The following is a 26,934-nucleotide window of genomic DNA, read 5'->3' on the forward strand; positions in this document are numbered from 1 at the left end:
CATGATGGAAGTCGCGCACCATTATGGTGCTTTTGCGTGCGGTCAGTGCACAATAATAGTGCATTTTTCTGATAAAGGGTGTTTTTTGCACCGGAAACGGCCCCGAAAGCAATCCCGAAAGTTATCTTTAATTGAAAACTGTGATCCTGTTCAGCTCTTCGATTAATCCGTGTACAATAGCGCGCTATTTCTAATGCCTGAGGCAAAGCTGTGATCGAAAATTTGCGTAACATCGCCATTATTGCCCACGTTGACCATGGTAAAACTACCCTGGTTGATAAGTTGCTGCAGCAGTCCGGGACCTTTGACGCCCGCACCGAAGCGACCGAACGCGTAATGGACTCCAACGATTTGGAGAAAGAGCGTGGGATTACCATCCTCGCAAAAAACACCGCCATTAAATGGAACGACTACCGTATCAACATCGTGGATACCCCGGGACACGCCGACTTCGGCGGCGAGGTAGAGCGTGTGATGTCTATGGTCGACTCGGTGCTGCTGGTTGTGGATGCAATGGATGGCCCTATGCCGCAAACCCGCTTCGTGACCAAAAAAGCGTTTGCTAATGGTCTGAAGCCGATCGTGGTCATCAACAAGGTTGACCGCCCTGGCGCACGTCCTGACTGGGTTGTGGATCAGGTCTTTGACCTGTTCGTTAACCTGGACGCGACCGACGAACAGCTCGACTTCCCGGTTATCTACGCTTCTGCTCTGAACGGTATTGCTGGTCTTGACCACAGCGACATGGCAGAAGACATGACCCCGCTGTATGAAGCCATCGTGCAGCACGTTTCTCCTCCACAGGTAGAAATGGAAGCGCCGTTCCAGATGCAGATCTCGCAGCTGGACTACAACAACTATGTTGGCGTTATCGGCATCGGCCGCATCAAGCGCGGCAAAGTGAAGCCGAACCAGCAGGTCACCATCGTCGATAGCGAAGGCAAAACCCGTAACGGTAAAGTCGGCAAGGTGCTGACTCACCTGGGTCTGGAGCGTATCGACGCGACCGAAGCGGAAGCGGGCGATATCATCGCTATCACCGGTCTGGGCGAGCTGAACATCTCCGACACCATCTGTGACCCACAGAATGTGGAAGCGCTGCCGGCGCTGAGCGTTGATGAGCCAACCGTTACCATGTTCTTTAACGTCAACACCTCGCCGTTCTGCGGTAAAGAAGGTAAGTTCGTTACTTCTCGTCAGATCCTGGATCGTCTGCGTAAAGAGCTGGTGCACAACGTTGCGCTGCGCGTGGAAGAGACCGAAGACGCCGATGCATTCCGCGTTTCCGGCCGTGGTGAACTGCACCTGTCCGTACTGATCGAAAACATGCGTCGTGAAGGCTTTGAGCTGGCGGTATCCCGTCCAAAAGTTATCTTCCGCGAAATTGACGGTCGTAAGCAGGAGCCGTTCGAGAACGTCACCCTGGATATCGAAGAGCAGCATCAGGGCTCTGTGATGCAGGCGATGGGCGAACGTAAAGCGGACATGAAAAACATGGATCCGGATGGCAAAGGCCGCGTACGTCTTGACTACGTGATCCCAAGCCGTGGCCTGATCGGCTTCCGTAACGAATTCATGACTATGACTTCCGGTACCGGCCTGCTGTACTCCACCTTCAGCCACTACGACGATATTCGTCCGGGCGAAGTGGGCCAGCGCCAGAACGGCGTGCTGATCTCTAACGGCCAGGGTAAAGCGGTAGCTTTCGCCCTGTTCAGCCTGCAGGATCGCGGTAAGCTGTTCCTGGGTCACGGCGCAGAAGTTTATGAAGGCCAGATTATCGGTATTCATAGCCGTTCTAACGACCTGACCGTGAACTGTCTGACCGGTAAGAAGCTGACCAACATGCGTGCTTCCGGTACTGACGAAGCGACCACGCTGGTGCCGGCTATCAAGATGACGCTTGAGCAGGCGATTGAATTTATCGATGACGACGAGCTGGTGGAAGTGACTCCGCTGTCCGTACGTATCCGTAAACGTCACCTGACTGAAAACGATCGTAAACGCGCATCACGCGGCAGCAAAGAAGCTTAATCGCTTTTTTTAAGCTGTAATACAGGGCCGGATCTTTCCGGCCCTGTTTTTTTCGCCTGTGGAACCTTCCTTCCAGATTTCAAAATCCTGCCCTGTTCAGCTTCTCTTTTTACCGCTAGAGTGAATACCTTACCGGAACAAATGGAGATGGCCATGCTGTATATCTTTGATTTAGGTAACGTCATTGTTGATATTGATTTCAACCGGGTTCTGGGCGTCTGGAGCGATCTGGGACGCGTGCCTTTGGCCACGCTGCAAAGCCGTTTTACGATGGGAGAAAGCTTTCATCGTCATGAACGAGGAGAAATCAGCGACGAGGATTTTGCCGAACAGCTGTGCGACGAGCTGGGTCTGGCGCTGAGCTTCGAACAGTTCACCGCAGGCTGGCAGGCTGTTTTTGTCGGCGTCAGGGCGGACACCATCCGTATCATGAACGGACTGCGCGCGCGCGGCCATCGGGTCGTGATCCTGTCTAACACCAACCGGCTGCATCAGCGTTTCTGGCCGTCGCAGTATCCTGAGGTACAAAGCGCGGCGGACAAGCTCTATCTTTCCCAGGAGATGGGGATGCGCAAGCCGGAAGCGCGTATCTATCAGCAGGTGCTGAGCGAAGAGGGCTTCACCGCCGACCAGGCTATTTTCTTTGACGACAACCAGGAAAATATCGACGCGGCGCAGGCGCTGGGCATTCAGAGCGTGCCCGTATTTGATGCGACCACCATACCGGCCTTTTTCGCTAATGCGGCCGATTAACCATTATCGACACCGCCTGCGGGCGACCTGGCGCTGGATAAAGCTGCTGTGGCAGCGTATCGACGAGGATGGCATGACGCTGCTGGCGGGGCATCTTGCCTACGTATCGCTGCTGTCGCTGGTGCCGCTGGTGGCGGTGGTATTTGCGCTGTTCGCCGCGTTCCCGGCCTTCGCCGATGTCAGCAGGCAGCTCAAGCTGTTTATCTTTCAGAACTTTGTGCCGGCGTCCGGCACGGTAGTTCAAAGCTATCTGGAACAGTTTGTCGCCAACGTCAATAAAATGACGGCGGTGGGCGCCTGCGGGCTGGTGGTGACGGCGCTGCTGCTGATGTACTCCATCGACAGCGCGCTAAATGTCATCTGGCGCAGCAAGCGCAAAAGGCCCCTCGTTTACTCTTTTGCCGTCTACTGGATGATCCTGACGCTTGGCCCGCTGCTGGCGGGTGCCAGCCTGGCGATCAGCTCTTATCTGCTGTCGCTGCGCTGGGCTTCGGTCAGCGGCGTCAGCGGACTGATTGACTACGGGCTGCGTATTTTTCCGCTGCTGCTCTCCTGGCTGGCTTTCTGGCTGCTCTACAGCATTGTGCCAACGCGGCAGGTACCGGGGAAAGATGCGCTGGTCGGCGCGCTGGTGGCGGGGCTGCTGTTTGAGCTGGGGAAAAAAGGCTTTGCGCTCTATGTTACGATGTTCCCTTCATATCAGCTTATCTATGGCGTGCTGGCGGTTATCCCTATTCTGTTCCTTTGGGTTTACTGGACATGGTGTATTGTCCTGCTGGGTGCAGAGATCACCGCCTCTCTCGGCGACTATCGCCAGCTTAAACAGGAAGAAGAAAAGGAAGAGAATGATTGCCTTAATTCAACGAGCGCTGAGCGCCAGCGTGACGGTAGCCGGTCAGACCATCGGTGAAATCGGGCCGGGATTGCTAATCTTACTGGGCGTGGAAAAAGGCGACGACGAGCAAAAAGCGCAGCGGCTGTGCGACCGCGTGTTGGGCTATCGCATTTTCAGCGATGAGAACGGCAAGATGAATCTTAACGTGCAGCAGGCTGGCGGCAGCGTGCTGGTGGTTTCGCAGTTTACGCTGGCGGCCGACACGCAAAAAGGCATGCGCCCAGGCTTTTCGGGCGGCGCGGTGCCAGCAGAGGCCGAGCGGTTATATGAGTACTTTGTCGCCTGCTGTCGCGAAAGAGGCCTTGTCACCGAGACGGGCCGCTTTGCGGCGGATATGCAGGTATCGCTGGTTAATGACGGGCCGGTGACGTTCTGGCTTCAGGTATGAAGCGGTCGGAAAGGCTAACGGGCGCTCCGGAAAAAGAGAATCACTTTATGTATCATCTTCGTGTACCTGAAACCGCAGAAGAGCTGGATATCTACTACCAGTTTCGCTGGGAAATGCTGCGTAAACCGCTTCGCCAGCCCAAGGGATCGGAGCGCGACGCCTGGGATGCCTTTGCGCATCACCAAATGGTGGTGGATGAAAGCGGCGCGCCGGTTGCCGCAGGGCGGCTCTATATCAATGCGGATAACGAGGCGGCCATTCGCTTTCTTGCCGTGCACCCGGCGGTGCAGGGCAAAGGATTGGGCACGCTGGTCGCGATGACGCTGGAGTCGGTGGCGCGTCAGGAAGGGGCCAAGCGCGTGGTGTGCAGCGCCCGTGAAGACGCCGTCGAATTTTTCGCCAAGCTTGGCTACGTCAATCAGGGCGAAATCACCGTGCCACAGACAACGCCGGTTCGTCATTTTTTAATGATTAAGCCGGTGATCACGCTGGACGATATTCTGCATCGTGCCGACTGGTGCGGGCAGCTGCAGCAGGCCTGGTACGAGCACATCCCGCTCAGCGAAAAAATGGGCGTGCGTATTTTGCAGTATACCGGGCAAAAATTTATCACCACGATGCCGGAAACCGGCAACCAGAATCCGCACCATACGCTGTTCGCCGGCAGCCTGTTTTCGCTGGCGACGCTGACCGGCTGGGGGCTGATTTGGCTGCTGCTGCGCGAGCGGCATTTAGGCGGCACCATTATCCTGGCCGATGCGCATATCCGCTACAGTCATCCCATCAGCGGCAGGCCGGGCGCGGTAGCGGACTTAGGCTCGCTGAGCGGCGATCTGGACAGGCTGGCCCGGGGACGCAAGGCGCGCGTTCAGCTGGAAGTCGAGCTGTTTGGCAATGAAGAGTGCGGGGCGGTATTTGAGGGCGTCTATATTGTGTTGCCTGCCGATCCGGATGGCCCGCTGGAGCCAGCCGGATCGAATATGCCTTAACGGCCTTTTTTCTTGCGGCCCGGCTGGGTAAAGCGCTTGCGGGAGGCCAGGTTGCCCGGCGTCTTCGCGCCTTCTTTACCGCCTTTATCGCCGCCTTTCGGCCCGCCGATGGACGGTTTCTTCGCGGCGGCGGGCTTCGCTTTCGCCTGCGCTTTTTTGGCGGGTTTCGCTTCGGATGAGGAATCCTCAATCAGGCCGAACAGCTCGGTCAGCTCGTCGTCGGTCAGATCGCGCCACTCGCCCAGCGGCAGGCCTTTCAGGCTGACGTTCATAATGCGCGTGCGTTCGAGCTTAGTGACCTCGTAGCCAAAGTGCTTACACATGCGGCGGATCTGGCGGTTAAGCCCCTGCACCAGCGTAATGCGGAAAACAAACGGCGCTTCCTTTTGCACCTTGCATTTCAGCGTCACCGTGCCCAGCATCGGCACGCCAGCGCTCATGCCCTCAATAAACTCATCCGTCACCAGCTTGTTTACCGTGACCACATATTCTTTTTCGTGGTTGTTTCCGGCGCGCAGAATTTTATTGACCAGATCGCCGTGATTGGTCAGGAAAATCAGGCCCTGCGAATCTTTATCCAGGCGGCCAATAGGGAAAACCCGCTTGCTGTGGTTAACGAAGTCGCTGATGTTATCCCGCTCGCCTTCTTCCATGGTGGTGATAATGCCGACGGGCTTATTCAGGGCGATAAAGACCAGGTCTTCCTCATCGCGCGGCTCGATAAGCTGACCGTTCACTTTCACCACGTCACCGGCAAAAACCTGCGCGCCAACGGCGGCCCGCTTGCCGTTAATAAAGACATTTCCCTGTTCGATATAGCGATCGGCATCGCGACGAGAACAGATACCGCTCTCGCTAATGTATTTATTGAGACGTATGGATGAGTTGGTCAGCATGGTTCCTCCGTAAAAAAGCGGACTATACATTAACCGCGCTACGTTGCGAATACGGGTTAATCATATAGTCCGCTTACGGACAGCGTTTTTACCTGCTGCCGAGATTACCTGCCTGCACGGTCTGCTGAACTGACTTATCGCCAGCAACAGCGGAAAGCGAGCCGTTAACGGAAGGCTTCAGCGGCGCGTCTTTCGCCAGGCTGCCCTGCATCTTCAGCGTCAGCTCACCGTTTTCGGTCAGGGGCACCGCTGGCCATCCCCAGTCCTGCAACAGATTCAGCGGCGTTTCACGGCCATGCAGCGACAGCGAAAAGGCGCGCTGCGGCTGCTGCGAAACCGTTGCCAGCCCTTCGAGAAGGCCGCTGCGGGGAAACGCGCTCATCTCCGTGACGTTAATGGCATTGCTGTCCGCCGTCAGGGCGAGAGAAGGATGACGCAGATCCACACGGTTAAAGGTCGCTTCCGCTGCGTTAAAACTCAGGTTGCCGCCCCAGATGCCCCATTCCCGATCGCGCGCCAGCAGCAGGTTGCTGCCGTTGCCATCCAGCGAGGTCAGCTGGAAGGGAAAATCCGGATCGATATCAATAATCAGGTTATGGCTGACGTTCAGCTTTGTTACTTCCACAGCGTGCAGCCACGCCGGTAAACAGCTAAGCCAGAACGTCCGCCAGGCTGGCGGCAGCGTGTACTCCAGCCCGGCGATTACCACGTCATCCAGCGTCAGCTTTTTATCGCTGCGCGTCCAGTTACCTGACGCGCGGATCAGCCCGTTAACCCAGCGGGAGCTGAACTGCGTCAGCGCCGCGCCCTGCGGCGAGAAGGTCATATTAACGATAGGATCGTTCAGCAGCAGCGCGCCATTTACAAAGCTGCTGGCGTTCATCGACAGCGAGCCGTCCTCGCTTTCCCAGTCGCCGTCGCGCAGCGTTATATTTTTCAACGCCAGATTAAGATCGGTCACCGCCCAGTTCTGACCTTCCAGTCGGGCATCGGTTACATCCACTCGCTCGAAATGCACGACGGGCAGCGTCAGTAGAGGCTGTAGAAATTCGGCAAGCGTTTTGCTGCTTTGCAGACGCAGATTGTTCAGCCTTAGCGTGCTGACCTGCCAGCTGCCCTGCTCGTCACGCTGTGCGCTGGCCGTCACCGATCCGCGCGCCACGTCGGCGCCCATATTACTAAGCTCCAGCTGTTTGGACCTGATGCGGCCTTCAATCAGCACATTCCTGGCGGGAATGTCTTTAAACGTCAGCGATCCGGCGCTGAACTGGAAGCTGGCATTATTACCGATAAAGCTTGTCGCCTCGGGCTGCCACGGCATCACGCCGCCGTTTACGTGCTGAGCGTCCAGGGGCAGCATGTCGTGATGGCTGCTAACCGCCATTTCGCTCAGCTGCAAACGCGCTGCGGAAAGAGGCAGTTGGCTGGTTTTGCTGGTAATTCTTAGCGTACCCTGGTTAAGCAAAACGCTGGCAAAATGCAGCGGCCGTGAAAACTGCCCGGCGCTTAACCCTAAGTCGACGCTTTTTGCCACCAGGGTGGCTGGTCGGGTTTTATGGCCGAACGAAACGTCATGAAGGATGAGATGCGATGGCGCGGAAAAATTATGCTCCAGCTTGCCGACTGCCAGCTGATAACTACTGTGCTGGCTAACGGTGCGGCTGAGCCAGCTGGCTCCCCAGCGAGTTTGCAGCAGTAGATACAACACAATGACCAATGCCAGCAGGATAACCAGCAGCGAAAGAAGAATTTTTCCAACAAATTTCATGAGCTATCCCTGTGCGCTTGCAATAAGGGGTGTTATGCCTGATTTATGCGCGAAGCTCAACCCTGGGAAGACGGCAGAAGGCGCTTTGCCCTCTGCCGTTTACGCTATTTCTCCTGCGGGAAAAGCAGATTCAGGATGATAGCGGTAATGCCGCCGGCGGCGATGCCGGAAGAGAGCAGCGTTTTCAGCCATTCCGGTGCGAATTGCAGGATCAGCGGCTGTTGTGAAACGCCCAGTCCCACCGCCAGCGACAGCGCAATAATCATAATCGCCCGACGATTCAACGGCTCGCGCGAGACGATGCGCACGCCCGAGGCCGCAATCGTACCAAACATAACGATGGTCGCGCCGCCCAGCACCGGTTCAGGAATATGCTGCACAAAGCCGCTGACCGCCGGGAAAAGCCCCAGCACGATCAGCATCAGCGCCACCACGAAGCCAACGTAGCGGCTGGCGACGCCGGTCAGCTGGATCACGCCGTTGTTCTGTCCAAAACAGGAGTTGGGAAAGGTATTAAACAGCGCCGAGACGCACGAGTTCAGGCCGTTCGCCAGCACGCCGCCTTTCAGCCGCTTCATATAGAGCGGGCCGCTGACCGGCTGTTCGGAAACGTCGGAAGTGGCGGTAATATCGCCGATGGTTTCCAGCGAGGTCACCATAAACACCAGCATCAGCGGGATAAGCAAATTCCAGTCGATGCCCAGCCCGTAATAGAAAGGCTGTGGCACGGCAATCAGCGGCTGGTTCGTTGCGGCGGTTCCGGCGGGGAGCATATCCATCAGCCAGGCCAGCAGATAGCCAACGGCCATGGCTATCACCAGAGAAGCCACGCGCAAATAAGGATTACGCTGGCGGTTCAGCAAAATAATCACCAGCAGCACCGCGCCGGCGAGCAGCAGGTTCTTTGGCGCACCAAAGGTGTGATCGCCCATGGCGGCAAAACCGCCGCCGATAGAGGTCAGGCCGACCTGGATCAGCGACAGACCGATAATCATCACCACAATGCCGGAAACCAGCGGCGTAATTACGCGGCGCGCCAGATGCAGCACGCGGGAAAGCGCCATTTCGGTAACGGAAGCCAGCATCAGCGTGCCGAACAGGGCGGCCATCATGGTCGGCACATCCGCGCCGCCGTTTTTCAGCGCCATGCCGCCCATGATCAGCGGCGTCACAAAGTTAAAGCTGGTGCCCTGAATCGACAGCAGTCCCGATCCTATCGGCCCCCAGGTTTTTATTTGCAGCACCGAGGCGACCCCGGAGGCGAACAGTGACATGCTGATAATATGCTGCGTGTCCTGAGCGGGCAGGCCCAAAGCCTGGCAGATCAATAGTGCGGGCGTGATAACCGCCACAAACATCGCCAGCAAATGCTGGCAGGCAGCAAACAGCGTTTGCGGCAGCGGGGGACGATCTTCAAGGCGGTAAATTAATTCACTTTTTGCAGCGGGCGCTGCGCTGCGGCTGGCTTCAGAAAAATTAGCGGACATGCTCAGGGGTTCCGTGGCGAACAAAGTGGCGATTTTAAGCTTCTCCACGGCAAAAGCAAACGATTGCCAACAGCATCGGCTAAACGCCGGACGGCAAAGCGAACCACAATTCACTAAGCTTAATCATCGCGCCTGCGGGCCAGAAAAAAGGAAGCACACAATGAACGTATTTATTATTGGCGCAACGGGCGGCGTGGGGCGACGTCTCAGAAAACGGCTGGTCAATGCGGGCCATCAGGTAACGGGGCTGCATCGTCGGGACAGTCAAAAAGAGGCGCTGGAAGCCGATGGTGTAAAACCGGTCAATATCGACCTGATGAACACCAGTAGCGAAAGGCTGGCGGCGGCGATGCAGGGCTGCGATGCCGTGGTGTTCTCCGCAGGCGCAGCAGGCGCTGGCGTAGATCTCACCGACGGCATTGACGGCCGTGGCGCGCGCTTCGCTGCCGAGGCCGCCAGGCTGGCCGGTATTCAGCGTTTTCTGCTGGTTTCCGCTTTTCCGGATGCCGGAAGGGGCAAGGCGCCTTCGCCGGGCTTTGAGCACTATATGCAGGTAAAAAAGCAGGCCGACGTGATGCTTTCCGCCACCTCACTGGACTGGGTGATCCTGCGGCCCGGCACGCTGGTTAACGAAGCGGGCACGGGAAAAGTCAACGCCGGGTTGGCCATCCCTTACGGCACCATCCCGCGCGATGATGTGGCCGCTGTGCTGCATTCGCTGATTGAGCAGCCAGAGGTGAAAAGGGTGATTATTGAGTTAACCGGCGGCGAGCAGCCCGTTAACGAGGCGGTCGCCGCGATGGCTGCCTTTAGCGGCCGGTAGCCGCAGAGCAGGAGAAAAGACAGCAGGCTGCCGGGGGTCAGGCGTTGGTATAGCGCTCGGTTTCCGGCATCCAGCGTTCAATCAGCGCCTGCGCCTGTTCAGGATAGTGCTGATGAATATGGCGGGCGACGCGCTGCACTTCCGGGATCATCGCGCCATCGCGTACCAGATCGGCTACCTTGAATTCGGCGTTGCCCGTCTGGCGCGTGCCCAGCAGTTCGCCAGGACCGCGGATTTCCAGATCGCATTGCGCAATCACAAAGCCGTCGTTGCTGTCGCGCAGAACCTGTAAGCGTTTCTGCGCGGTTTTGCTCAGCGGCGCTTTATAAAGCAGCACGCAGTGGGAGGCAACCGAGCCGCGACCAACGCGGCCCCGCAGCTGGTGCAGCTGCGCCAGGCCCAGCCTTTCCGGGTTTTCAATGATCATCAGGCTGGCATTAGGCACATCCACGCCAACTTCAATGACCGTGGTAGCGACCAGCAGGTCAATCTCGCCCTGTTTAAACGCCTGCATCACCGCCTGCTTCTCGGTGGGTTTCATCCTGCCATGCACTAGTCCAACGTGCAGCTCTGGCAGCGCCAGCTTCAGCTCTTCCCAGGTGGCTTCGGCGGCCTGGGCTTCCAGCTGTTCCGACTCTTCAATCAGCGTACAGACCCAGTAGGCCTGGCGACCTTCGCCGCTACAGGCGTTCTGCACGCGGGTAATAATATCGGCGCGCCGCGTATCGGGAATGGCGACGGTAGTGACCGGTGTACGGCCCGGCGGTAGCTCGTCAATGGTGGAGGTTTCCAGATCCGCATAGGCGGTCATCGCCAGCGTACGCGGGATCGGTGTCGCGGTCATAATCAGCTGATGAGGATGAAAACCCTGCTCCTGGCCTTTCTCCCACAGCGCCAGCCGCTGGTGGACGCCAAAGCGGTGCTGCTCGTCAATAATCACCAGCGCCAGGCCGTTAAACTGCACCTGTTCCTGGAAAATGGCGTGGGTGCCGACAATCATCGATACCTGGCCGCTGGCGATGGCATCCTGCTGCGCCAGGCGCGCCTTGCCTTTCTGCTTGCCAGCCAGCCAGCCAACTTCAATCCCCAACGGTGCAAACCACTGGCGGAAGTTATTGGCGTGCTGTTCGGCCAGCAGCTCGGTTGGCGCCATCAGCGCCACCTGTTTGCCCCAGGCGATAACGTTCAGGGCAGTCAGCGCGGCCACCAGCGTTTTGCCCGATCCTACGTCACCCTGCACCAGGCGCATCATGGGATAGCTTTGTGCCAGATCCTGCTCTATTTCCTGCACGACGCGCGCCTGGGCGTTAGTCGGCTTAAACGGCAAGGCAGCCAGCAGCCTGTCGCTCAGCGCATGGCGAGCCGGCATAGCTAAAGCACGATAGCGCTGCGCGCCGGCGCGCACGGCCAGCATACTGAGATTGTGCGCCAGCAGCTCTTCCATAATCAGGCGTCGCTGGGCGGGATGCCTGCCGTTTTCCAGATCCACCAGCGCCATGTCGGGCGGCGGCCTGTGCAGCATCCGCAGCGCATCCGGCAGGCTGATCATGCCCTGGCTCAGCTCCTGCGGCAGAAGTTCGGCGACAGGACAGGTATCCAGCAACTTCAGCGCCTGATCGGTCAAGTTGCGCAGCGTCGCCTGGCGGATCCCTTCGGTCGTGGAGTAGACCGGCGTCAGCGTTTCCTGTAGCTCCACCACGCTGTTATCGCCCTGAACGCGATACTCAGGATGGATGATTTCGGCCCCGCGCTGGCCGCGCTTTATTTCGCCATAGGCGGTTACGCGCCGGCCGGGCGCCAGGCTGTTTTTCATGCCGGCGTTAAAGTTGAAAAAGCGCAGCGTCAGGATGCCGGTGCCGTCGCTGATTTGACAGGTCAGCATGCGGCGGCGGCCAAAGGAGATATCGCTTTGCAGCACTTCGCCCTCTACCGTGGCGTAGATGTTAGGCAGGAGGTCGTTAATAGCGTAAAGCTGGGTGCGGTCTTCGTAACGAAGCGGCAGATGCAGCAGCAGATCCTGCACGGTGGTCAGCCCGAGCTTCGCCAGTTTGCCAGCCTGGCTGGCACCAACGCCGGCAAGCGTGCTGAGCGGGATGGCGTCCATCAGGCGGCCCGTCATTTTTTACGTACCGATGCCTGCATGGTGGCCCACCAGTCGGGATCGGCAATCACCTCGCCCGTCTCGCTAATTTGCGGATAAGGTAAGCCTTTATGTTTGGCGACCCTGGCCAGAACGGGATAGCCGCCTTCAAACAGCAGGCGCTGCTGTTCGCTGTGGGAAAGCAGGCTCTCCTGACGCTGATACATGCCTGCGTTCTGGCGCTGGCGCTGCGCTTCATAGAGGATCAGTGCCGAAGCCACGGAAACGTTCAGCGACTGCACCATGCCGACCATCGGAATAACGATCTCCTGGTCAGCCAGTTCAAGCGCCTGTTGGGTGATGCCGGTTTTTTCCTGACCCATCAACACGCAGGTCGGGCGGGTGTAATCGATTTCGCGGAAATCTACTGCTTTATCAGAAAGATGCGTAGCCAGGATCTGCATTCCCTGGCCTTTAAGATGCGTGACCGCATCGGCAATAGTGGGATGCGTTTTTACCTGCACCCAGCTGTTGCTTCCGGCGGCGGCAGAGGCCATGGTACGCATCCGGCTGCCCGGCCAGACCGCATGGACTTCATGCACGCCAACCGCATCCGCCGTGCGGATCACCGCAGAGACGTTATGCGGTTTGTGCACCAGCTCCATGCAGACGGTTAAATCGTGCTGGCGGGCAGCCAGCATTTCACGGATACGGGCAAAACGTTGAGCATTCATGCGCTAGTTTCGGTTGCGGTGAACTTTGATCACGTCAGGCATTACGCGGATTTTGCGCATAATATTCGCCAGATGAACGCGATCGCGTGCCGTCAGACGGATAAAGGCGCTGTAAACCCGGCCATCTTTCTCTTCCGTGTTCAGGCTCTGGATATTCGATCCGGCGGTGTTTATGGCCGCCGTCAGGTTTGCCAGCGCGCCCTGGTGGTTAAACATATCCACCTTGATCTCCGCCACGAACTCCTGCTCGGTAACCTTATCCCACTCTACCGCCATAAACTTCTCTGGCTCTTTCTGGTAGCCGCGAATATTACGGCAGGATTCGTGGTGCACTACCAGGCCTTTGCCGGGGCTGACATGCGCCACGATAGGATCGCCGGGAATAGGGCGGCAGCACTTGGCAAAGGTGATCAGCACGCCGTCGGCGCCTTTGATTGGCAGCTTGCCGCGCGATGGCGTACTGGAAACCACCGGTGCAGGCTGGTCGCTCTGCTGCAGGTTTTTCGCCACGACCACGCTCATGGCGTTGCCCAGGCCAATCTCTGCCAGCAGATCGTCCAGCGTCGCCAGCTTCATGCGTTCCAGCTCGTGCTGAATGCTCTCCGGCGAAATCTCGGCCAGCTTGCGGCTGCCGCCCAGCGCATGATTCAGCAGACGACGGCCAAGGCTGACCGAGTCGTCGCGCTTGAGGTTTTTCAATAGCTGACGGATTTTGGCGCGCGCTTTGGAGCTGACCACGAAGTTCAGCCAGGCGGCGTTAGGCCGTGCGCCCGGTGCCGTAATGATTTCAACGGTCTGACCGCTGGTCAGCGGCTGGGAAAGCGGGTAGGGCTGGCGATCGACACGCGCGCCCACGCAGGCATGACCGATATCGGTGTGCACCGCATAGGCGAAGTCAACCGGCGTCGCGCCCGCAGGCAGTTCGACGATGCGGCCTTCCGGCGTGAAAACGTAAATCTCGTCCGGGAAAAGATCCGATTTTACGCTTTCGATAAATTCAAAGGAGCTGCCCGCGCTCTGCTGCAGCTCCAGCAGGCTTTGCAACCAACGCTGGGCGCGGATTTGCGCGGTGGTACTGCTTTCGCCCTGCTCTTTATAGGCCCAGTGCGCCGCGACGCCCATCTCTGCCATCTGATCCATATCTTCCGTACGGATCTGCACTTCAACCGGTACGCCATGCGGGCCGATCATCGAAGTGTGCAGCGACTGATAGCCGTTGGCCTTGGGAATAGCGATGTAGTCTTTCACCCGGCCCGGACGAGGCTTGTAGAGGCTGTGCATCTGGCCCAGCACCCGGTAACAGGTATCCACGTCGTGAACGATGACCCTGAAGGCATAGATATCCATAATGGAATGGAAGCGCTGCTCTTTCAGGTGCATTTTGCAGTAGATGGAATAGAGGTGTTTTTCCCTGCCGCTGACGCGACACGGAATGCCGGCTTCCTGCAGACGACCGTCAATTTCCGCAAGGATTTTCTGGATCATCTCTTTGCGGTTGCCGCGCGCCGCTTTCACTACCTCTTTGATAACGCGGTAGCGGTTGGGATAGAGCGCCTCGAAACCCAGCTCTTCCAGCTCGGTTTTCAGGTGATGAATACCCAGGCGATGCGCCAGCGGACTGTAGATCTCCAGCGTTTCCAGCGCGATACGACGACGCTTATCCGGACGCAGCGATCCCAGCGTGCGCATGTTGTGCGTGCGGTCAGCCAGCTTGATCAGAATGACGCGGATATCCTGCACCATCGCCATGATCATTTTGCGAAAGTTTTCGGCCTGCGCCTCTTTCTTATCGCGGAATTTCAGCTTGTCTAGCTTGGAAACCCCTTCCACCAGTTCAGCCACGTTTTTACCGAACAGCTGTTCCATATCCTGATAGGTGGCGGGAGTATCCTCGATGACATCATGCAGAAGCGCGGCCATGAGCGTTTCATGGTCGAGCTTCATCTCCGCCAGAATACAGGCGACAGCAACCGGATGGGTAATGTAAGGCTCACCGCTGGAGCGAGTCTGTCCCTCGTGAGCATCACGTGCGACAAGGTAAGCTTGCTTGAGGCGCTTTATCTGGTCCTCAGGCAAGTATTTTTCAATCAGTTGATTGAGACTTTCAAACAGATACAAGGGCGAGCCTTCCGGCTGATGATTAACGACGACCTTCAGCGATAGCGGTAACAGCCTGCAGTTCTGCGGCTTCCTGCTCCTGCTGTTCCTGACGATCACGGACATCCAGAATCTGGTTGGTGATCAGACCTTCTTCGATCTCGCGCAGCGCGATAACGGTAGACTTGTCGTTTTCTTCCGGAACCAGCGGATCTTTACCGCCAACCTGCATCTGGCGAGCGCGACGAGCGGCGACCAGAACCAGGTCAAAACGGTTACCAATTTTTTCTACTGCGTCCTGTACGGTTACGCGTGCCATAAGTGTGATACTCCACGGTTGACGAAATGACTGGGCATCATACTGAGTTGTCCTCAGTCTGCCAACAGTTTGCTGATTAAAGCATCATGACGGGATTTTTGACGGCCCATTCGCAGACGCTCGGCGCGAATAATGGTTTTCAGATCGGACAGCGCCAGATCGAAATCATCATTCACAATAAGGTAGTCGTACTCCGCATAGTGGCTCATTTCCGCGACGGCCTGCGCCATACGCCGGGCAATGACCTCTTCGCTGTCCTGACCGCGACCGCGCAGGCGGCGATCCAGCTCGTCTTTTGACGGCGGTAAAACAAAAATGCTGCGTGCCTGCGGCATTTTCTGACGGATTTGCTGCGCGCCCTGCCAGTCAATATCTAAAAAGACATCCACGCCGGTTGAGAGCACCTGCTCAATCGCCCTGCGTGACGTGCCGTAATAGTTGCCGAAGACTTCGGCGTGCTCCAGAAAGGCATCTTCTTCGATCATACGACGAAATTCGTCATGGTTTACAAAATAATAGTGTTCGCCGTGATTTTCACCCGGACGCACGCCCCTGGTGGTATGGGAGATGGACACCTGAGTGTCATACAGCGGTTGCGTCTTTAGCAGCGCGTTAATCAGGCTGGATTTACCCGCGCCGCTTGGTGCTGAAACAATAAAAAGTGTGCCTTGAGCCATGATGATTTCTTGCTATGCCAGTCGGAGTTTACTTCCTGCACAGTATACACGGGTGAAGGCCAGGATGCAGCGTTTCGGCTGTTCTGCCGCGTTTTTTCTCTAAAACTGGAAGATGGCTCGCGGTACTGATGACAGGTTTCATGCTAGGGAAAAAACTTTTCGATACGTTTTCCATAAGCGAACTTACGCTATCGCCATGTTCTGGTTTTGCCGATTTAATAAGCGAAGCAGAGCAACAAGGGAGTGTGGAGATGCGAAGCATAGTAATAATGTTCGGGCTGGGAGGGTGCGCCATTGCACAGGCTTTTTGCCCCGTCTGGTCGCCCGCCCGGGCAGAACTGGAGATGACGGCGCTGGAAAAACAGCTGAGCGACTGGGATCGGGCCTACTATGAGCAGGGCATCAGCCTGGTAGAGGATGAACGCTATGATGCCTTAGAGAAAACGTATCACGACTGGCAGCGCTGCTTCCGGCCCGAAAGCGAGTCTCGTTCGCCGGCGCTGGCGAAAAGCGGCAAGGTACGGCATCCGGTAGCGCATGTTGGCGTCAAAAAGCTGCCGGACAGGCGGGCGGTGGTGCGCTGGATGGTGGGAAAGCAACCGCTGTGGGTGCAGCCAAAACTGGACGGCATTGCCGTGACGCTCTGGTACCGGCATGGGAAACTTGTGCGGGTAATCAGTCGCGGCGACGGGCTGCGAGGAGAAGACTGGACGGAAAAAGCACGCCATATACCCGCTATTCCGCAGCAGATAACGCTGGATGACGATCCCCTGGTTTTGCAGGGCGAACTTTATCTGAAGATGACCGATCACCAGCAGGCCAGCCAGGGCGGCGTTAATGCCCGCGCCGTCGTGGCTGGCGCAATGCGGCGTAATGAGAGCTCGCCGCTATTGGCACAGCTGGGCATGTTTATCTGGGCGTGGCCGGACGGCCCGGAAAAAATGCCGCAGCGCTTACAGCAGTTAAGCAAGGCGGGCTTCAGCATTATGGAAGCCTGGAGCAAGCCTGTTGCCAACGCTGATGAAGTCGCCGACTGGCGCGAACGTTGGTTTCATCAGCCTCTGCCCTTTGTTACGGATGGCGTGGTGATCCACGGTACGCCAGTAAAGGGCGCTTACTGGCTACCCGGCGATAATACCTGGTCAGCAGCCTGGAAATATACGCCGCTGAAAGTGAGCGCAGAGGTTCGCTCAGTCGATTTTCCTATCGGGCGGACGGGAAAAACAGGCGCGGTACTAAATCTGTTACCCGTACAGCTGGATGATAAAAAAGTCAGCCGGGTCAATATTGGCTCGCTTAAACGCTGGCAGGCGCTGGATATCGTGCCGGGCGACAGGGTCGCCATTAGCCTGGCGGGTCAGGGCATCCCCAGGCTTGACGAGGTCATCTGGCGGGTACAAAAACGGGACAGGCCTCCCGTACCGGATGCTGATGCTTTTCATGCTCTGAGCTGTTTTGACTATACGCCTGCCTGTCGCGAGCAGTTTCTGGCCCGCCTTGTCTGGGCAAGCGGCACACAGGCGCTGGCGATGACCGGCGTCAGCCGCAGCAGCTGGCAGCGCCTGATGCAGGCCGGGCAGCTGACCCATCTCTTTTCCTGGCTTGCGCTGACTCAGGAAGATCTGCGGAAAATTGCTGACCTCACGCCCGCCCGCGCAGACTGGCTTTACCACCAATTCTCGCTAAGCCGACGGCAGCCCTTCAGGCGCTGGGTAAAAGCCCTGGGCGTTCCTGTACCGGAAGGTGCCCTGAACGCTATTGAAGATAACGACTGGTCAACGCTACTGGCCCGACGGGAAGAGGCATGGCAGCAGCTACCAGGCATAGGTAAAACGCTGGCCGGGCAAATCGTGCGTTTTCTGCATCACCCTCAGGTGCAGCAGCTGATTGCTTATGCAGACGAGGCAAGGCGATGAACCTTTTAGTGATCGGCATGAGGATAGTTAAATACCGGCAGCCCCAGCCGGAAGCGCAACGCCAGCAGGCGCGCCAGAAAGCCAAACAGCAGCGTGATGATGATGGCCAATTCGTCGGATACCGGCGTTTTCAACAGCAGGATATAGAGCCAGCCGGAAGCAAAAGCGATACCGGCATAAAGCTCCTTCTGGAAAACCAGCGGGATACGGTTGCAGAACATATCGCGCAGCACGCCGCCGAAGACGCCGGTAATCACCGCACTAATAGCCGCAATAATCGAGGCATGGCCCATATCCAGCGCCACTTTGGTGCCGATGATAGAGAAAACGGCCAGGCCCAGCGCGTCCAGCACCAGGAAGACCTTGCGCAAATGCGGCATCAGCGGCGCCAGCTGGGTGGTAATAACGGCAGCCATCGCCACAATGACGATGTATTCGGGGTGTTTTACCCAGCCAAGCGGGTAGTGCCCAAGCAGCATATCGCGCACGGATCCGCCGCCAATGGCGGTAACGGAAGCGATAATAATTACGCCAAACATATCCATTTTACGGCGGCCAGCCGCCAGCGCGCCGGTCATGGCCTCTGCGGTGATCCCAATCAGATAAAAAACAGTAAGTAGCATAACCCGCTCCTGAGCAATCGGCGGCAAGCCTGCAGGATCCCAGACAGGTTGACGAGTGAATTTTTCTAAAAGCCGTTAAGTAAATGAGTTTACCTAATCTGAAAATAAAGTAACCGTGCGCGTCTCCAGGACAACGTTTTATTTTGTTTAAGTTTTTTTGAATCCGCTATTCAGCAATGGGCTTAGCCACCTGACATAGCATGATTAAAAAACTGCACGGCTGGATCCTGAAGTCGGGCAGGCTACCACAAGGACGAGAAAAATGATGGCAGGTGAAATTTTCCGACTGTTGGCAAAAGGGATCCATCCGGAAACAGGCGAGCTGTTGCCGCCAGCTTCTGTTGTGCATACACCCGATGCTATAAGGCTGTTGTTTGCTCTGGCTGAAGAGTTCAGCGGTGTGAATTTCAGTTCTGTAAAACGGCAAGAAAAAGTGAAGCTGACGCCAGAAGAGCGTCGGGAAAAGAATCGAGCGGAAGGGCGGCCTGGCAATGCTTATCTTCCCTGGTCTGAAGAGCAAAAACAGGAGTTGATAGCGCTTTTCCGGCAGGGCCATTCCGTCAGCGAGCTGGCTGGCCTGTGTGAGCGTTCGCCGCGTTCAATCGCCATGCAGTTAGAAAAGCAGGCGCTTATCACGGCGGAACAAGCTGCGGCCTTTAGCTGAAGACTGCGCAGCCTGTACGGCGATCGTTGCCGCAGGTTAAAACCGGATCAGTTTTTCTTTACGAATTCTGATTTCAGCTTCATCGGGCCAAAGCCGTCAATTTTACAGTCGATATTATGATCGCCTTCCACCAGGCGAATGCTTTTTACCCTGGTGCCGATCTTAAGAGGCGTCGAGCTGCCTTTGACCTTGAGGTCTTTGATAACTGTCACGCTGTCGCCGTCAGCCAGCAGATTGCCGTTGGCATCTTTAACTACCAGCGCCTCTGTGGCTTCTGTGTTGCCAGACCAGACGTGGCCGCATTCGGGACAGTTAAACAGGTCGCCATCCTGCCAGCTGTATTCGGAGTGGCATTCAGGGCAGGGAGGAAGAGTTTGCATAAAAACCTTAAAATTATCCGCAGGAAAAGAAGGGGGATTTTAGCCTGGTGCCGCCTGTAAAACTATTCATCTTTGACGATATGCGCCAGGCACAGGGTTCATGCACTCACCAGTGATAAAAGTGTACGGCAGACAATAACTGTTTATGCATTGGGTCAATCATCTTACCAACCAGTTGGCTGTACGGCTCATAAAGAGCAAATTTGCGGGATAGCGATCGGGCTCACTCATGTTTTCTTCGCATGGTTGGGGACAATACGGAGGGAGCGGAAGATTTTATTGTTATCTCTACGCGAGTGGAGCCGTTCTAATCTGATTTGTTTTTTACCATCTTACCACTGTCGTTTATACGATATGTTCCGCTATCTACAATGAAATAAAGGCCGGTATTCCTGCTATTGTTAACCATAATGAGCGAATCTTTATCAATACAATTTACTGGCGGTTTCATATCATTAAAACAGAGTCGGTCATACCCATCGGTTTCTTTATATCCATCACCAAAATTCCAAAAAATGACGGTGAAAAAACCATCCCGGGCCGGCCTTGGGATGTTATACCTGTTCTTGAGGATTTCCTTGTTTTTCAACCACCAATTAATTTTCCCTTGTTCAGTTAGAGGGAAATTCTTTACTAAAACATCGCTATAGTTATGTCTTTGGTGAACAGCTATGATCTTCACAGGACGTAACGACAACAAGAGGAGGTAAACCAACAGGGTGCAACTAATAAGTAATGACGCACAAAACGCTTTTTTAATTTTAGATTTCATTGCGCTCACCTGTAATCTCTACAGTAGCTTCCATATTGGTCATGAATGGCCTGAAGCCAAACTGGTTGTATCGCTGGAGCACGAACCAGATACGGAAAAAATGGAACTGACTAAATTTTGTTTTCAAAATATCATCGCTATTCAAACCAAAATGGTCCTGTACCTTGTAATGTACCACTGTCCGGTAGCGATCATTATCAATATGCAGTGATTTTATAGTGATATGTGTAGCCCAAGTATCATGAACGGTAATGCCCATACCATTGTAATTATCCTGAAATCTGTCGAACTTTGGTAACTTACTACTTAGTATTGCATCTCTTAGTCTGTCCTTGTTTTCAATTGGAAAATTTTTTCTTTCCCAGTCTATACCTGTGCTAAATGCTTTTGATAACAAAATGCGTGTGCTTTTTTCCTCGGAAACATCTCTAATTATCTGTTCTTTCAATGCCCTGTTCAGCGCTGCATCCCGGAAAGTGGCACCCTTTTCGTTCTGCATGTGGTCGATCATCTTTTCAATCAGATGGCTGTATGGGCCATAAAGGGAAAATGTGCGTGATAGCGATCGGAGCTCCCCAAACAGGATAATGGCGCACTGCTGGCGAGTAATTTTCTCACCGGCTCCGCGCAGATTGCAGCAGAACATGGACTGAGGGCGATCCAGTGAGGAACGTCGGGTTAACGTATAAGGATCGACCCGATCGGAAATATAATTCAGCTGGTATTGGGATTTCAGCTCTGCTTCGGAAAGGTCACCACAGCGCATATCGTCGGCGTTGTAGTCGTCCATGCGTTTCCGAGACTTGAAAAAGGTACAGGGGAACTCCAGGGCTGGCATAACTTCGCCTCCTTGCGTGCAATAATCCATAAGTGCGTTCAGATAAAGCCAAATTATACGCCGCTGACGCGGCCTGTATAATATTAGATGCTCGGCAGACAAAAATTAGGAATATGGCCCGATTTTAGCGTCTTTTTCTGCATTGGGTGGCACCAGATGAAAACATCTTAAGGTACGTTCCGTATGGCTGGTGTAAGCCCTGGAAAAAACGATGATTTTAGTACTGTCTCAACCTGCGAGGACGGACTTACTCTTTTTTAAGTTTGATTATTTCACCCTCTTTTTTCATCCGATATTCGCCATCATTTAATGTAAATATAGTGCCTCTGTTCCTGCTGGAACTGATTGAAAATACCCTGTCCTTTTCAATACAATTTACAGGCGGGTTCATATCATTAAAGCAAAGCCTGTCATTTTTACCTTCTTCTTTATAACCCTCACCAAATAACCAGAATGTCACATAAAAATGACCATCACTGTCAGGTTCAGGAATGCCATGTTTATCTTTTAACATACCTTTGTTTTTTAACCATCAGTTAATCTTTCCTTTATCCGTTGGCGGAAAAATGGTGACCAGAACATCACTGAAACCACTACTTCTGTGGTGAACGGCTATGATCTCCATGGGGTGCCCCTCAAGCCGTTCTCCTGCCTTAATCCATGCCTGCATCTGAATATCTGTCAGCTTTGCCATAGTGTTGCATTAACATTGAATAGTGCTTTGTACCCAAGCTGGAGCGAGGAAAGTACTTTGGGTACAAAGAAAATGCGCGATGTTATGCAACAGCATGAAAATAATAAAGCCCGCAATTAGCGGGCTTTATTGGTTTTCTGCTACTGAGTGCGACTGTATGCAACTTTACTCAATGTTCTGGATCTGTTCACGCATCTGCTCAATCAGCACCTTCAGCTCAATAGCCGAAGTGGTAACCTCTGCATTGATTGATTTAGACGCCAGCGTATTCGATTCGCGGTTAAATTCCTGCATCATAAAGTCGAGGCGGCGGCCCACCGCTTCTTTCTTTTTCAGGATGTTATAGGTTTCTTTAACATGCGCTTCCAGACGATCCAACTCTTCCGCCACGTCCACGCGCTGCGCCAGCATAATCAGTTCCTGCTCAACCCGATTACTGTCCAGCTGAACCTGAGCCTCTTCCAGTTTGGTAACCAGACGTTCGCGCTGCCATTTCAACACGTCCGGCATCTGCGCACGTACTTTAGTCACTTCAGTACTGACGCCTTCCAGCCGTTGTTCAATCAATGATTTTAACGCGGCGCCTTCCGTTTCACGGGCGGCGATAAAGTCGTCCAGAGCGCTGTCCAGCGCGCTTAACAACTCTGCGGAAATGGCATCCAAATCCTGCTCTTCTGCTGACATGACGCCAGGCCAGCGCAAAATATCGACCGGATTGATTTCGCCCTCGTCGCTCTGCATTTTGACCCAGTTGGCGGCTTTAACCAGCTGGATAGCCAGTTTTTCATTCAGCACCAGAGAGCTCTGCGCGCGCGCGTCTGCGTCAAAACGCAGATTACACTCGATTTTACCGCGGGTCAGTCGGTTGCGAATACGTTCGCGGATCACCGGCTCCAGGCCGCGAAACTGCTCGGGCAGACGGATATAGGTTTCTAAATAGCGCTGGTTTACGGAACGAAGCTCCCAGGCTGCGCTGCCCCATTCGCCTTTGGTTTCACGCCGGGCGTAGGCGGTCATACTGCGGATCATTATGCGTACCCGTTTTCAGAATAAGTTCAGGTGATTATAGCGGTGCCGGCCTTGCCTTAACAGGCATCTGGTCAAACTCTGACAAATCAATGGGATTGAGGCGGCGCTTACTATCGCGCCAGCTGCACAGAAACCGCGTTGCCAGCAGGCTGTCATAGGCATTCGGCTTTGAAATCCGTATAATGCGCAGCCAATCACGATTTTCAAGCCGGAGAAAAACCATGCGTCCAGCAGGCCGTAATGCCCATCAGGTGCGTCCCGTCACCCTGACTCGCCACTACACCAAACATGCGGAAGGCTCCGTTCTGGTTGAATTCGGTGAAACCAAAGTCCTTTGCACCGCCACCATTGAGGAAGGCGTGCCGCGCTTTCTGAAAGGACAGGGCCAGGGCTGGGTAACCGCAGAATATGGCATGCTGCCACGCGCTACCCATAGCCGTAACGCTCGCGAAGCGGCCAAAGGCAAGCAGGGCGGCCGCACGCTGGAAATTCAGCGTCTGATTGCCCGTTCCCTGCGAGCAGCGCTGGATCTGAAAGCGCTGGGCGAATTCACCATCACGCTGGACTGCGACGTCCTGCAGGCGGATGGCGGCACGCGTACCGCTTCTATTACCGGCGCCTGCGTAGCGCTGGCAGATGCGCTTAATCATCTGGTCGCTATCGGCAAGCTGAAAGCCAACCCGATGAAGGGGATGGTCGCCGCCGTGTCTGTCGGCATCGTCAACGGCGAAGCGTTATGCGATCTGGAATATGTCGAAGATTCCGCTGCGGAAACCGACATGAACGTAGTCATGACCGAAGATGGTCGCATGATTGAAGTGCAGGGCACGGCAGAAGGCGAGCCGTTCAGCCATGACGAGCTGTTGACGCTGCTGTCGCTGGCTCGCGGCGGTATTGATACGCTGATTCAGGCGCAGAAAGCGGCGCTACAAGACTGATTTCCCCAGGCGACCAGAGAGTCGCCTTTTTTAATGATTGAGGAGCGAGACATGAAAGCCTGGCAGCGCCAATTTATCGAATTTGCTATTAATAAGCAGGTCCTGAAATTTGGAGAGTTCACGCTGAAATCCGGACGTAAAAGCCCCTATTTCTTTAACGCGGGCTTGTTTAACACGGGCCGTGACCTGGCGCTGTTAGGCCGTTTCTATGCGCAGGCGCTGGTGGATTCCGCTATCGATTTCGATCTGGTGTTCGGCCCGGCCTATAAAGGCATTCCTATCGCTACTACCACCGCCGTTGCGCTGGCCGATCACCACGACCGCGATGTGCCTTACTGCTTCAACCGTAAGGAAGCGAAGGACCACGGCGAAGGCGGAACGCTGGTCGGCAGCCCATTACAGGGCCGTATTATGCTGGTAGATGACGTTATTACCGCCGGTACCGCTATTCGCGAATCGATGGAGATCATCTCGGCGAATAAGGCGACCCTGGCCGGCGTGCTGATTTCGCTGGATCGTCAGGAGCGAGGCCGCGGACAGGCGTCGGCTATTCAGGAAGTGGAGCGCGATTACGGCTGCAAGGTTATTGCCATCATCACGCTGAACGATCTGATTAGCTACCTGGAAGAGAAACCGGAGCTGGCCGATCATCTGGCCGCCGTCCGGGCCTACCGCAAAGAGTACGGTATCTGACGAATGCGGGCCGCGAGTTGCGGCCCTTTCATTTCACACCGGCTGGAAGGCCAACTGCGGCCTTCCCGATTCAGACCAGCTGACAGGCCAGCAGCGGCCAGCGCGTTTCAAATTCCACCGTCGGGCGATAGCGGAAGTCGGAACGCACAAAGCGCGACAGCAAACCCTCACAGAAAGCCAGCAGCTGCGAGGCCAGCAGCGCCTCCTCCGTCTGGAATCCTTCGCCGGTACGCATTTTCTGCTCGCGCAGCACCTGCTTCAGCTGCACCTCAATCCGTTCGAACAGCTGGTTAATTCTGCTTTGCAGGCGGTCCTGCTCGAACATCAACGCATGGCCGGTCAGAATACGTGATAAGCCCGGATTACGCTCACCAAAGCCCAGGATCAGCTGGATAATCAGCCGTAAACGCGGCAGCGTCTCTTTTTCATCCTGCAAGATTAGATTGATGCGCGTAATCAGGCTGTCTTCAATAAACTCAATCAGGCTGTCAAACATGCGGGTTTTGCTGGGAAAGTGCCGGTAAAGCGCAGCTTCAGAAACCCCCACGCTTGCCGCCAGTTTGGCGGTAGTGATCCGCTGGCTACCATCGCTGGATTCCAGCATTTGCGCCAGCGCCTGCAGTATTTCTTCGCGACGATTCCTTTTCGCACTTTTTTTCTCTGCCATGTCCTGAAAGACCCCTGAAATATCACCATGTACGGGCAAGCGCCCACGCAACATCCGTGAGCCATCACGCTCACGGTGGAAATAAGGACGGGTACTCTGGTCGGTCGTTACTGACGACCCGAGTGGCCGAAGCCGCCTTCGCCGCGCACGCTGGCGTCGAAGTCATTAACCAGATTGAATTCAGCCTGAACGACCGGTACAAACACCATTTGCGCGATACGCTCGCCTGGCTCAATGCTGAACGTCTCCTGGCTGCGGTTCCAGACGGAAACCATCAGCTGTCCCTGATAATCGGAGTCGATTAGCCCGACCAGGTTGCCCAGCACCACGCCATGCTTATGGCCGAGGCCGGAGCGCGGCAGGATAACGGCCGCCAGCTGCGGGTCGCCAATATGGATAGCCAGGCCGGTCGGTACCAGCGTGGTCGCACCCGGCGCCAGCTGTACCGCCTCGTCCAGGCAGGCGCGCAGATCGAGACCAGCGGAGCCGGAAGTGGCATAGGCGGGCAGAGGGAAAGTGGTGCCCACGCGCGGGTCTAAAATCTTAACGTCGATTTTTTTCTTCATAACGGCTGACTATCTCGTCCAGTAATTGTTGGCCCAGGAGCTGCTTATCGCCGAGCGGTAAGGCTTTATTCCCTTCCTGCCAGAAAAGATGCAGGGCATTGGTATCGCTGTTGAAACCGTGCCCGGCTTTTGAAACATCGTTGGCGCAAATCAGATCCAGATTCTTCCGAATCCTTTTTTGCCGGGCGTATTCTTCCACATTCCGGGTTTCCGCTGCAAACCCCACCACGTACGGGCGATTTTGCTGCATGGCCGCGACGCCCGCGACGATATCCGGATTCTTAATCATCTTCAGCAGGATTTCGTCGCCCTGCTTTTTGATTTTCTCGCTGGAGACTTCCGCAGCGCGGTAGTCGCCGACGGCAGCGGCCGCGATAAAAATCTGCTGTTCGGCGGCGCTGGCCATCACCGCCTGCTGCATTTCCAGCGCGCTTATCACGTCGATACGTTTGACGCCCGGCGGCGTGGCTAAGGCGACCGGCCCGGCGACCAGCGTCACGTTAGCGCCCCGTTTTGCGGCGGCGGCAGCCACGGCGAAGCCCATTTTACCCGAGCTGTGGTTGCTAATGAACCGGACTGGATCAAGCGATTCGCGGGTTGGGCCAGCGGTTACCATCACATTAAGGTGCGCTAAATCGTGCTGCGGCGTCGCCCAGCGGACGGCTTCGTCCACGATAGTCAGCGGATCTAACATTCGGCCCGGCCCGACGTCGCCGCAGGCCTGGCTGCCGCTGTCCGGCCCCCAAATCATCAGGCCGCGCGCCTGCAAAACCTGAAGATTATGCTGCGTGGCGGCGGCACGATACATCTGCTGGTTCATGGCGGGAACGACGGCAACAGGCGCCGCCGTCGCCAGGCAAATCGTGGTAACCAAATCGTTAGCCATGCCTGCGGCGACGCGAGCGATAAGATCGGCCGTGGCGGGTGCCAGGATCACCAGGTCAGCCCATTTTCCCAGTTCGATATGCCCCATCGCCGCTTCCGCCGCCGGATCGAGCAGGTCGTCGCTGACCGGATGACCCGATACGGCCTGTAGACTCAGCGGCGTGATAAATGCTTTGGCTGCGGCAGTCAGCACGACGCGCACTTCCGCCCCGCGATCGCGCAGGCGTCTTACCAGCTCAGGCGCCTTGTAGGCAGCGATACCGCCGCTTACGCCCAGCACAATACGTTTACCGGTTAATGTCATAGTTTCTGCTCCATTGAGCCAGCAG

At 55.8% G+C, this 26,934-nt stretch carries 27 protein-coding genes and 1 pseudogene; 10 read left to right on the plus strand and 18 right to left on the minus strand.

Annotation, left to right across the window (positions count from 1 at the left end):
• Positions 1–210 precede the first annotated feature (210 nt).
• Positions 211–2,034 carry a ribosome-dependent GTPase TypA gene (gene typA, locus ACA373_RS19875; RefSeq protein ID WP_125290646.1) on the plus strand — a complete coding sequence of 608 codons (1,824 nt, stop codon included), beginning with the start codon at positions 211–213 and terminating at the stop codon, positions 2,032–2,034.
• Here typA and ACA373_RS19880 read toward each other — a convergent pair.
• Positions 2,031–2,189, minus strand: a complete 159-nt coding sequence (locus ACA373_RS19880) for a hypothetical protein (RefSeq protein ID WP_369896566.1) — start codon at positions 2,187–2,189, stop codon at positions 2,031–2,033. The two genes, typA and ACA373_RS19880, sit on opposite strands and share 4 nt — an antisense overlap.
• On the opposite strand from ACA373_RS19880, the gene yihX reads away from it, so the two are divergent.
• Genes yihX through fabY form a run of 4 tightly spaced genes read left to right on the plus strand, consistent with a single transcriptional unit; the run spans position 2,188 to position 5,059 of the window.
• Positions 2,188–2,787: a glucose-1-phosphatase gene (gene yihX / locus ACA373_RS19885; protein WP_253456940.1), complete on the plus strand. Its 600-nt coding sequence runs from the start codon at positions 2,188–2,190 to the stop codon at positions 2,785–2,787. The two genes, ACA373_RS19880 and yihX, sit on opposite strands and share 2 nt — an antisense overlap.
• The gene (locus tag ACA373_RS19890) at positions 2,774–3,697 is read left to right on the plus strand and encodes a virulence factor BrkB family protein (protein WP_369896567.1); all 924 of its coding nucleotides are present in this window, start codon (positions 2,774–2,776) and stop codon (positions 3,695–3,697) included. Before yihX ends, ACA373_RS19890 begins: the two co-directional genes overlap by 14 nt.
• The gene (dtd, locus tag ACA373_RS19895) at positions 3,633–4,070 is read left to right on the plus strand and encodes a D-aminoacyl-tRNA deacylase (RefSeq protein WP_370734987.1); all 438 of its coding nucleotides are present in this window, start codon (positions 3,633–3,635) and stop codon (positions 4,068–4,070) included. The genes ACA373_RS19890 and dtd overlap by 65 nt, the downstream gene beginning before the upstream one ends.
• Positions 4,071–4,117: 47 nt before the next feature.
• A complete protein-coding gene (fabY, locus tag ACA373_RS19900) occupies positions 4,118–5,059 on the plus strand; it encodes a fatty acid biosynthesis protein FabY (RefSeq protein WP_253456948.1) in 942 nt (313 codons plus the stop codon).
• Here fabY and rluF read toward each other — a convergent pair.
• The 3 genes from rluF to ACA373_RS19915 form a co-directional block, all read right to left on the minus strand.
• Positions 5,056–5,955, minus strand: coding sequence for a 23S rRNA pseudouridine(2604) synthase RluF (rluF, locus tag ACA373_RS19905; RefSeq protein WP_369896568.1), 900 nt, complete (start codon positions 5,953–5,955; stop codon positions 5,056–5,058). The genes fabY and rluF overlap by 4 nt on opposite strands.
• Positions 5,956–6,043: 88 nt before the next feature.
• Positions 6,044–7,723: an AsmA family protein gene (locus ACA373_RS19910; protein WP_370734988.1), complete on the minus strand. Its 1,680-nt coding sequence runs from the start codon at positions 7,721–7,723 to the stop codon at positions 6,044–6,046.
• Positions 7,724–7,827: 104 nt separating this feature from the next.
• Positions 7,828–9,210: an NCS2 family protein gene (locus tag ACA373_RS19915; RefSeq protein ID WP_253456956.1), complete on the minus strand. Its 1,383-nt coding sequence runs from the start codon at positions 9,208–9,210 to the stop codon at positions 7,828–7,830.
• 160 nt (positions 9,211–9,370) lie between these two features.
• On the opposite strand from ACA373_RS19915, the gene ACA373_RS19920 reads away from it, so the two are divergent.
• On the plus strand, positions 9,371–10,033 hold the full coding sequence (locus ACA373_RS19920) for an SDR family oxidoreductase (RefSeq protein WP_253456958.1): 663 nt from the start codon (positions 9,371–9,373) through the stop codon (positions 10,031–10,033).
• A gap of 37 nt (positions 10,034–10,070) precedes the next feature.
• Here ACA373_RS19920 and recG read toward each other — a convergent pair whose 3' ends face one another.
• The 5 genes from recG to gmk are packed head-to-tail and all read right to left on the minus strand — an operon-like array spanning position 10,071 to position 15,940.
• The gene (gene recG / locus ACA373_RS19925) at positions 10,071–12,152 is read right to left on the minus strand and encodes an ATP-dependent DNA helicase RecG (protein ID WP_253456961.1); all 2,082 of its coding nucleotides are present in this window, start codon (positions 12,150–12,152) and stop codon (positions 10,071–10,073) included.
• Positions 12,149–12,847, minus strand: a complete 699-nt coding sequence (trmH, locus tag ACA373_RS19930) for a tRNA (guanosine(18)-2'-O)-methyltransferase TrmH (RefSeq protein WP_301730991.1) — start codon at positions 12,845–12,847, stop codon at positions 12,149–12,151. Before trmH ends, recG begins: the two co-directional genes overlap by 4 nt.
• Positions 12,848–12,850: 3 nt before the next feature.
• Entirely contained in the window at positions 12,851–14,965 is a 2,115-nt protein-coding gene (spoT, locus tag ACA373_RS19935; protein WP_125290632.1) for a bifunctional GTP diphosphokinase/guanosine-3',5'-bis pyrophosphate 3'-pyrophosphohydrolase, read from the minus strand.
• A gap of 22 nt (positions 14,966–14,987) precedes the next feature.
• The gene (gene rpoZ, locus ACA373_RS19940) at positions 14,988–15,263 is read right to left on the minus strand and encodes a DNA-directed RNA polymerase subunit omega (protein WP_016191359.1); all 276 of its coding nucleotides are present in this window, start codon (positions 15,261–15,263) and stop codon (positions 14,988–14,990) included.
• A gap of 53 nt (positions 15,264–15,316) precedes the next feature.
• Entirely contained in the window at positions 15,317–15,940 is a 624-nt protein-coding gene (gene gmk, locus ACA373_RS19945; RefSeq protein ID WP_125290631.1) for a guanylate kinase, read from the minus strand.
• Between the two features lie 251 nt (positions 15,941–16,191).
• On the opposite strand from gmk, the gene ligB reads away from it, so the two are divergent.
• A complete protein-coding gene (gene ligB, locus ACA373_RS19950) occupies positions 16,192–17,856 on the plus strand; it encodes an NAD-dependent DNA ligase LigB (RefSeq protein WP_301730988.1) in 1,665 nt (554 codons plus the stop codon).
• A 5-nt stretch (positions 17,857–17,861) separates the two neighbouring features.
• On the opposite strand, the gene ACA373_RS19955 is transcribed toward ligB, so the two are convergent.
• Positions 17,862–18,479 carry a trimeric intracellular cation channel family protein gene (locus ACA373_RS19955; RefSeq protein ID WP_125290629.1) on the minus strand — a complete coding sequence of 206 codons (618 nt, stop codon included), beginning with the start codon at positions 18,477–18,479 and terminating at the stop codon, positions 17,862–17,864.
• Between the two features lie 262 nt (positions 18,480–18,741).
• Between ACA373_RS19955 and ACA373_RS19960 the strand changes: the two genes are divergently transcribed.
• Positions 18,742–19,143, plus strand: coding sequence for a hypothetical protein (locus tag ACA373_RS19960; protein ID WP_301730987.1), 402 nt, complete (start codon positions 18,742–18,744; stop codon positions 19,141–19,143).
• A 47-nt stretch (positions 19,144–19,190) separates the two neighbouring features.
• Here the strand turns inward: ACA373_RS19960 and ACA373_RS19965 are convergent, their stop codons facing one another.
• From ACA373_RS19965 to ACA373_RS19985, 5 genes and pseudogenes are all read right to left on the minus strand, one after another.
• Positions 19,191–19,523, minus strand: coding sequence for a zinc ribbon domain-containing protein YjdM (locus ACA373_RS19965; RefSeq protein ID WP_253456977.1), 333 nt, complete (start codon positions 19,521–19,523; stop codon positions 19,191–19,193).
• A 307-nt stretch (positions 19,524–19,830) separates the two neighbouring features.
• Complete coding sequence (locus ACA373_RS19970) at positions 19,831–20,295, minus strand: DUF943 family protein (protein ID WP_370734989.1); 465 nt, start codon at positions 20,293–20,295, stop codon at positions 19,831–19,833.
• On the minus strand, positions 20,285–21,133 hold the full coding sequence (locus ACA373_RS19975) for a YPO3983 family protein (protein ID WP_370734990.1): 849 nt from the start codon (positions 21,131–21,133) through the stop codon (positions 20,285–20,287). Before ACA373_RS19975 ends, ACA373_RS19970 begins: the two co-directional genes overlap by 11 nt.
• Positions 21,134–21,380: 247 nt before the next feature.
• Positions 21,381–21,827, minus strand: a pseudogene (locus ACA373_RS19980) (DUF943 family protein).
• Between the two features lie 165 nt (positions 21,828–21,992).
• Entirely contained in the window at positions 21,993–22,856 is an 864-nt protein-coding gene (locus tag ACA373_RS19985; RefSeq protein ID WP_301253389.1) for a YicC/YloC family endoribonuclease, read from the minus strand.
• A gap of 221 nt (positions 22,857–23,077) precedes the next feature.
• On the opposite strand from ACA373_RS19985, the gene rph reads away from it, so the two are divergent.
• Together rph and pyrE are read left to right on the plus strand one after the other, a co-directional pair.
• Positions 23,078–23,794: a ribonuclease PH gene (gene rph / locus ACA373_RS19990; RefSeq protein WP_125290623.1), complete on the plus strand. Its 717-nt coding sequence runs from the start codon at positions 23,078–23,080 to the stop codon at positions 23,792–23,794.
• 51 nt (positions 23,795–23,845) lie between these two features.
• The gene (gene pyrE / locus ACA373_RS19995; protein WP_253456988.1) at positions 23,846–24,487 is read left to right on the plus strand and encodes an orotate phosphoribosyltransferase; all 642 of its coding nucleotides are present in this window, start codon (positions 23,846–23,848) and stop codon (positions 24,485–24,487) included.
• Positions 24,488–24,557: 70 nt separating this feature from the next.
• Here the strand turns inward: pyrE and slmA are convergent, their stop codons facing one another.
• The 3 genes from slmA to coaBC all read right to left on the minus strand — a co-directional run bounded on the left by slmA (position 24,558) and on the right by coaBC (position 26,909).
• Positions 24,558–25,154 (minus strand): nucleoid occlusion factor SlmA, encoded by a 597-nt coding sequence (gene slmA, locus ACA373_RS20000; protein ID WP_253456991.1) that lies wholly within the window; start codon positions 25,152–25,154, stop codon positions 24,558–24,560.
• Between the two features lie 107 nt (positions 25,155–25,261).
• Positions 25,262–25,720, minus strand: coding sequence for a dUTP diphosphatase (dut, locus tag ACA373_RS20005; protein ID WP_253456994.1), 459 nt, complete (start codon positions 25,718–25,720; stop codon positions 25,262–25,264).
• Positions 25,698–26,909: a bifunctional phosphopantothenoylcysteine decarboxylase/phosphopantothenate--cysteine ligase CoaBC gene (coaBC, locus tag ACA373_RS20010; protein WP_369896576.1), complete on the minus strand. Its 1,212-nt coding sequence runs from the start codon at positions 26,907–26,909 to the stop codon at positions 25,698–25,700. The genes dut and coaBC overlap by 23 nt, the downstream gene beginning before the upstream one ends.
• Positions 26,910–26,934: the final 25 nt, after the last annotated feature.

Origin of the sequence: Erwinia sp. STN24 (assembly GCF_041320675.1) — a bacterium.
Taxonomy (GTDB): Bacteria; Pseudomonadota; Gammaproteobacteria; order Enterobacterales; family Enterobacteriaceae; genus Erwinia; species Erwinia aeris.

Excerpts from the sequence above, each read along its gene's own strand:
- ACA373_RS19955 (WP_125290629.1), bottom strand. The coding sequence starts at position 18,479 with ATGCTACTTACTGTTTTTTATCTGATTGGGATCACCGCAGAGGCCATG.
- rph (WP_125290623.1), top strand. The coding sequence starts at position 23,078 with ATGCGTCCAGCAGGCCGTAATGCCCATCAGGTGCGTCCCGTCACCCTG.
- rpoZ (WP_016191359.1), bottom strand. The coding sequence starts at position 15,263 with ATGGCACGCGTAACCGTACAGGACGCAGTAGAAAAAATTGGTAACCGT.
- ACA373_RS19960 (WP_301730987.1), top strand. The coding sequence starts at position 18,742 with ATGATGGCAGGTGAAATTTTCCGACTGTTGGCAAAAGGGATCCATCCG.
- ACA373_RS19920 (WP_253456958.1), top strand. The coding sequence starts at position 9,371 with ATGAACGTATTTATTATTGGCGCAACGGGCGGCGTGGGGCGACGTCTC.
- ACA373_RS19975 (WP_370734990.1), bottom strand. The coding sequence starts at position 21,133 with ATGCCAGCCCTGGAGTTCCCCTGTACCTTTTTCAAGTCTCGGAAACGC.
- trmH (WP_301730991.1), bottom strand. The coding sequence starts at position 12,847 with ATGAATGCTCAACGTTTTGCCCGTATCCGTGAAATGCTGGCTGCCCGC.
- ACA373_RS19910 (WP_370734988.1), bottom strand. The coding sequence starts at position 7,723 with ATGAAATTTGTTGGAAAAATTCTTCTTTCGCTGCTGGTTATCCTGCTG.
- dtd (WP_370734987.1), top strand. The coding sequence starts at position 3,633 with ATGATTGCCTTAATTCAACGAGCGCTGAGCGCCAGCGTGACGGTAGCC.
- ACA373_RS19965 (WP_253456977.1), bottom strand. The coding sequence starts at position 19,523 with ATGCAAACTCTTCCTCCCTGCCCTGAATGCCACTCCGAATACAGCTGG.
- yihX (WP_253456940.1), top strand. The coding sequence starts at position 2,188 with ATGCTGTATATCTTTGATTTAGGTAACGTCATTGTTGATATTGATTTC.
- ligB (WP_301730988.1), top strand. The coding sequence starts at position 16,192 with ATGCGAAGCATAGTAATAATGTTCGGGCTGGGAGGGTGCGCCATTGCA.
- ACA373_RS19970 (WP_370734989.1), bottom strand. The coding sequence starts at position 20,295 with ATGAAATCTAAAATTAAAAAAGCGTTTTGTGCGTCATTACTTATTAGT.
- pyrE (WP_253456988.1), top strand. The coding sequence starts at position 23,846 with ATGAAAGCCTGGCAGCGCCAATTTATCGAATTTGCTATTAATAAGCAG.
- ACA373_RS19915 (WP_253456956.1), bottom strand. The coding sequence starts at position 9,210 with ATGTCCGCTAATTTTTCTGAAGCCAGCCGCAGCGCAGCGCCCGCTGCA.
- recG (WP_253456961.1), bottom strand. The coding sequence starts at position 12,152 with ATGACGGGCCGCCTGATGGACGCCATCCCGCTCAGCACGCTTGCCGGC.
- fabY (WP_253456948.1), top strand. The coding sequence starts at position 4,118 with ATGTATCATCTTCGTGTACCTGAAACCGCAGAAGAGCTGGATATCTAC.
- rluF (WP_369896568.1), bottom strand. The coding sequence starts at position 5,955 with ATGCTGACCAACTCATCCATACGTCTCAATAAATACATTAGCGAGAGC.
- ACA373_RS19890 (WP_369896567.1), top strand. The coding sequence starts at position 2,774 with ATGCGGCCGATTAACCATTATCGACACCGCCTGCGGGCGACCTGGCGC.
- dut (WP_253456994.1), bottom strand. The coding sequence starts at position 25,720 with ATGAAGAAAAAAATCGACGTTAAGATTTTAGACCCGCGCGTGGGCACC.
- ACA373_RS19880 (WP_369896566.1), bottom strand. The coding sequence starts at position 2,189 with ATGGCCATCTCCATTTGTTCCGGTAAGGTATTCACTCTAGCGGTAAAA.
- gmk (WP_125290631.1), bottom strand. The coding sequence starts at position 15,940 with ATGGCTCAAGGCACACTTTTTATTGTTTCAGCACCAAGCGGCGCGGGT.
- ACA373_RS19985 (WP_301253389.1), bottom strand. The coding sequence starts at position 22,856 with ATGATCCGCAGTATGACCGCCTACGCCCGGCGTGAAACCAAAGGCGAA.
- slmA (WP_253456991.1), bottom strand. The coding sequence starts at position 25,154 with ATGGCAGAGAAAAAAAGTGCGAAAAGGAATCGTCGCGAAGAAATACTG.
- coaBC (WP_369896576.1), bottom strand. The coding sequence starts at position 26,909 with ATGACATTAACCGGTAAACGTATTGTGCTGGGCGTAAGCGGCGGTATC.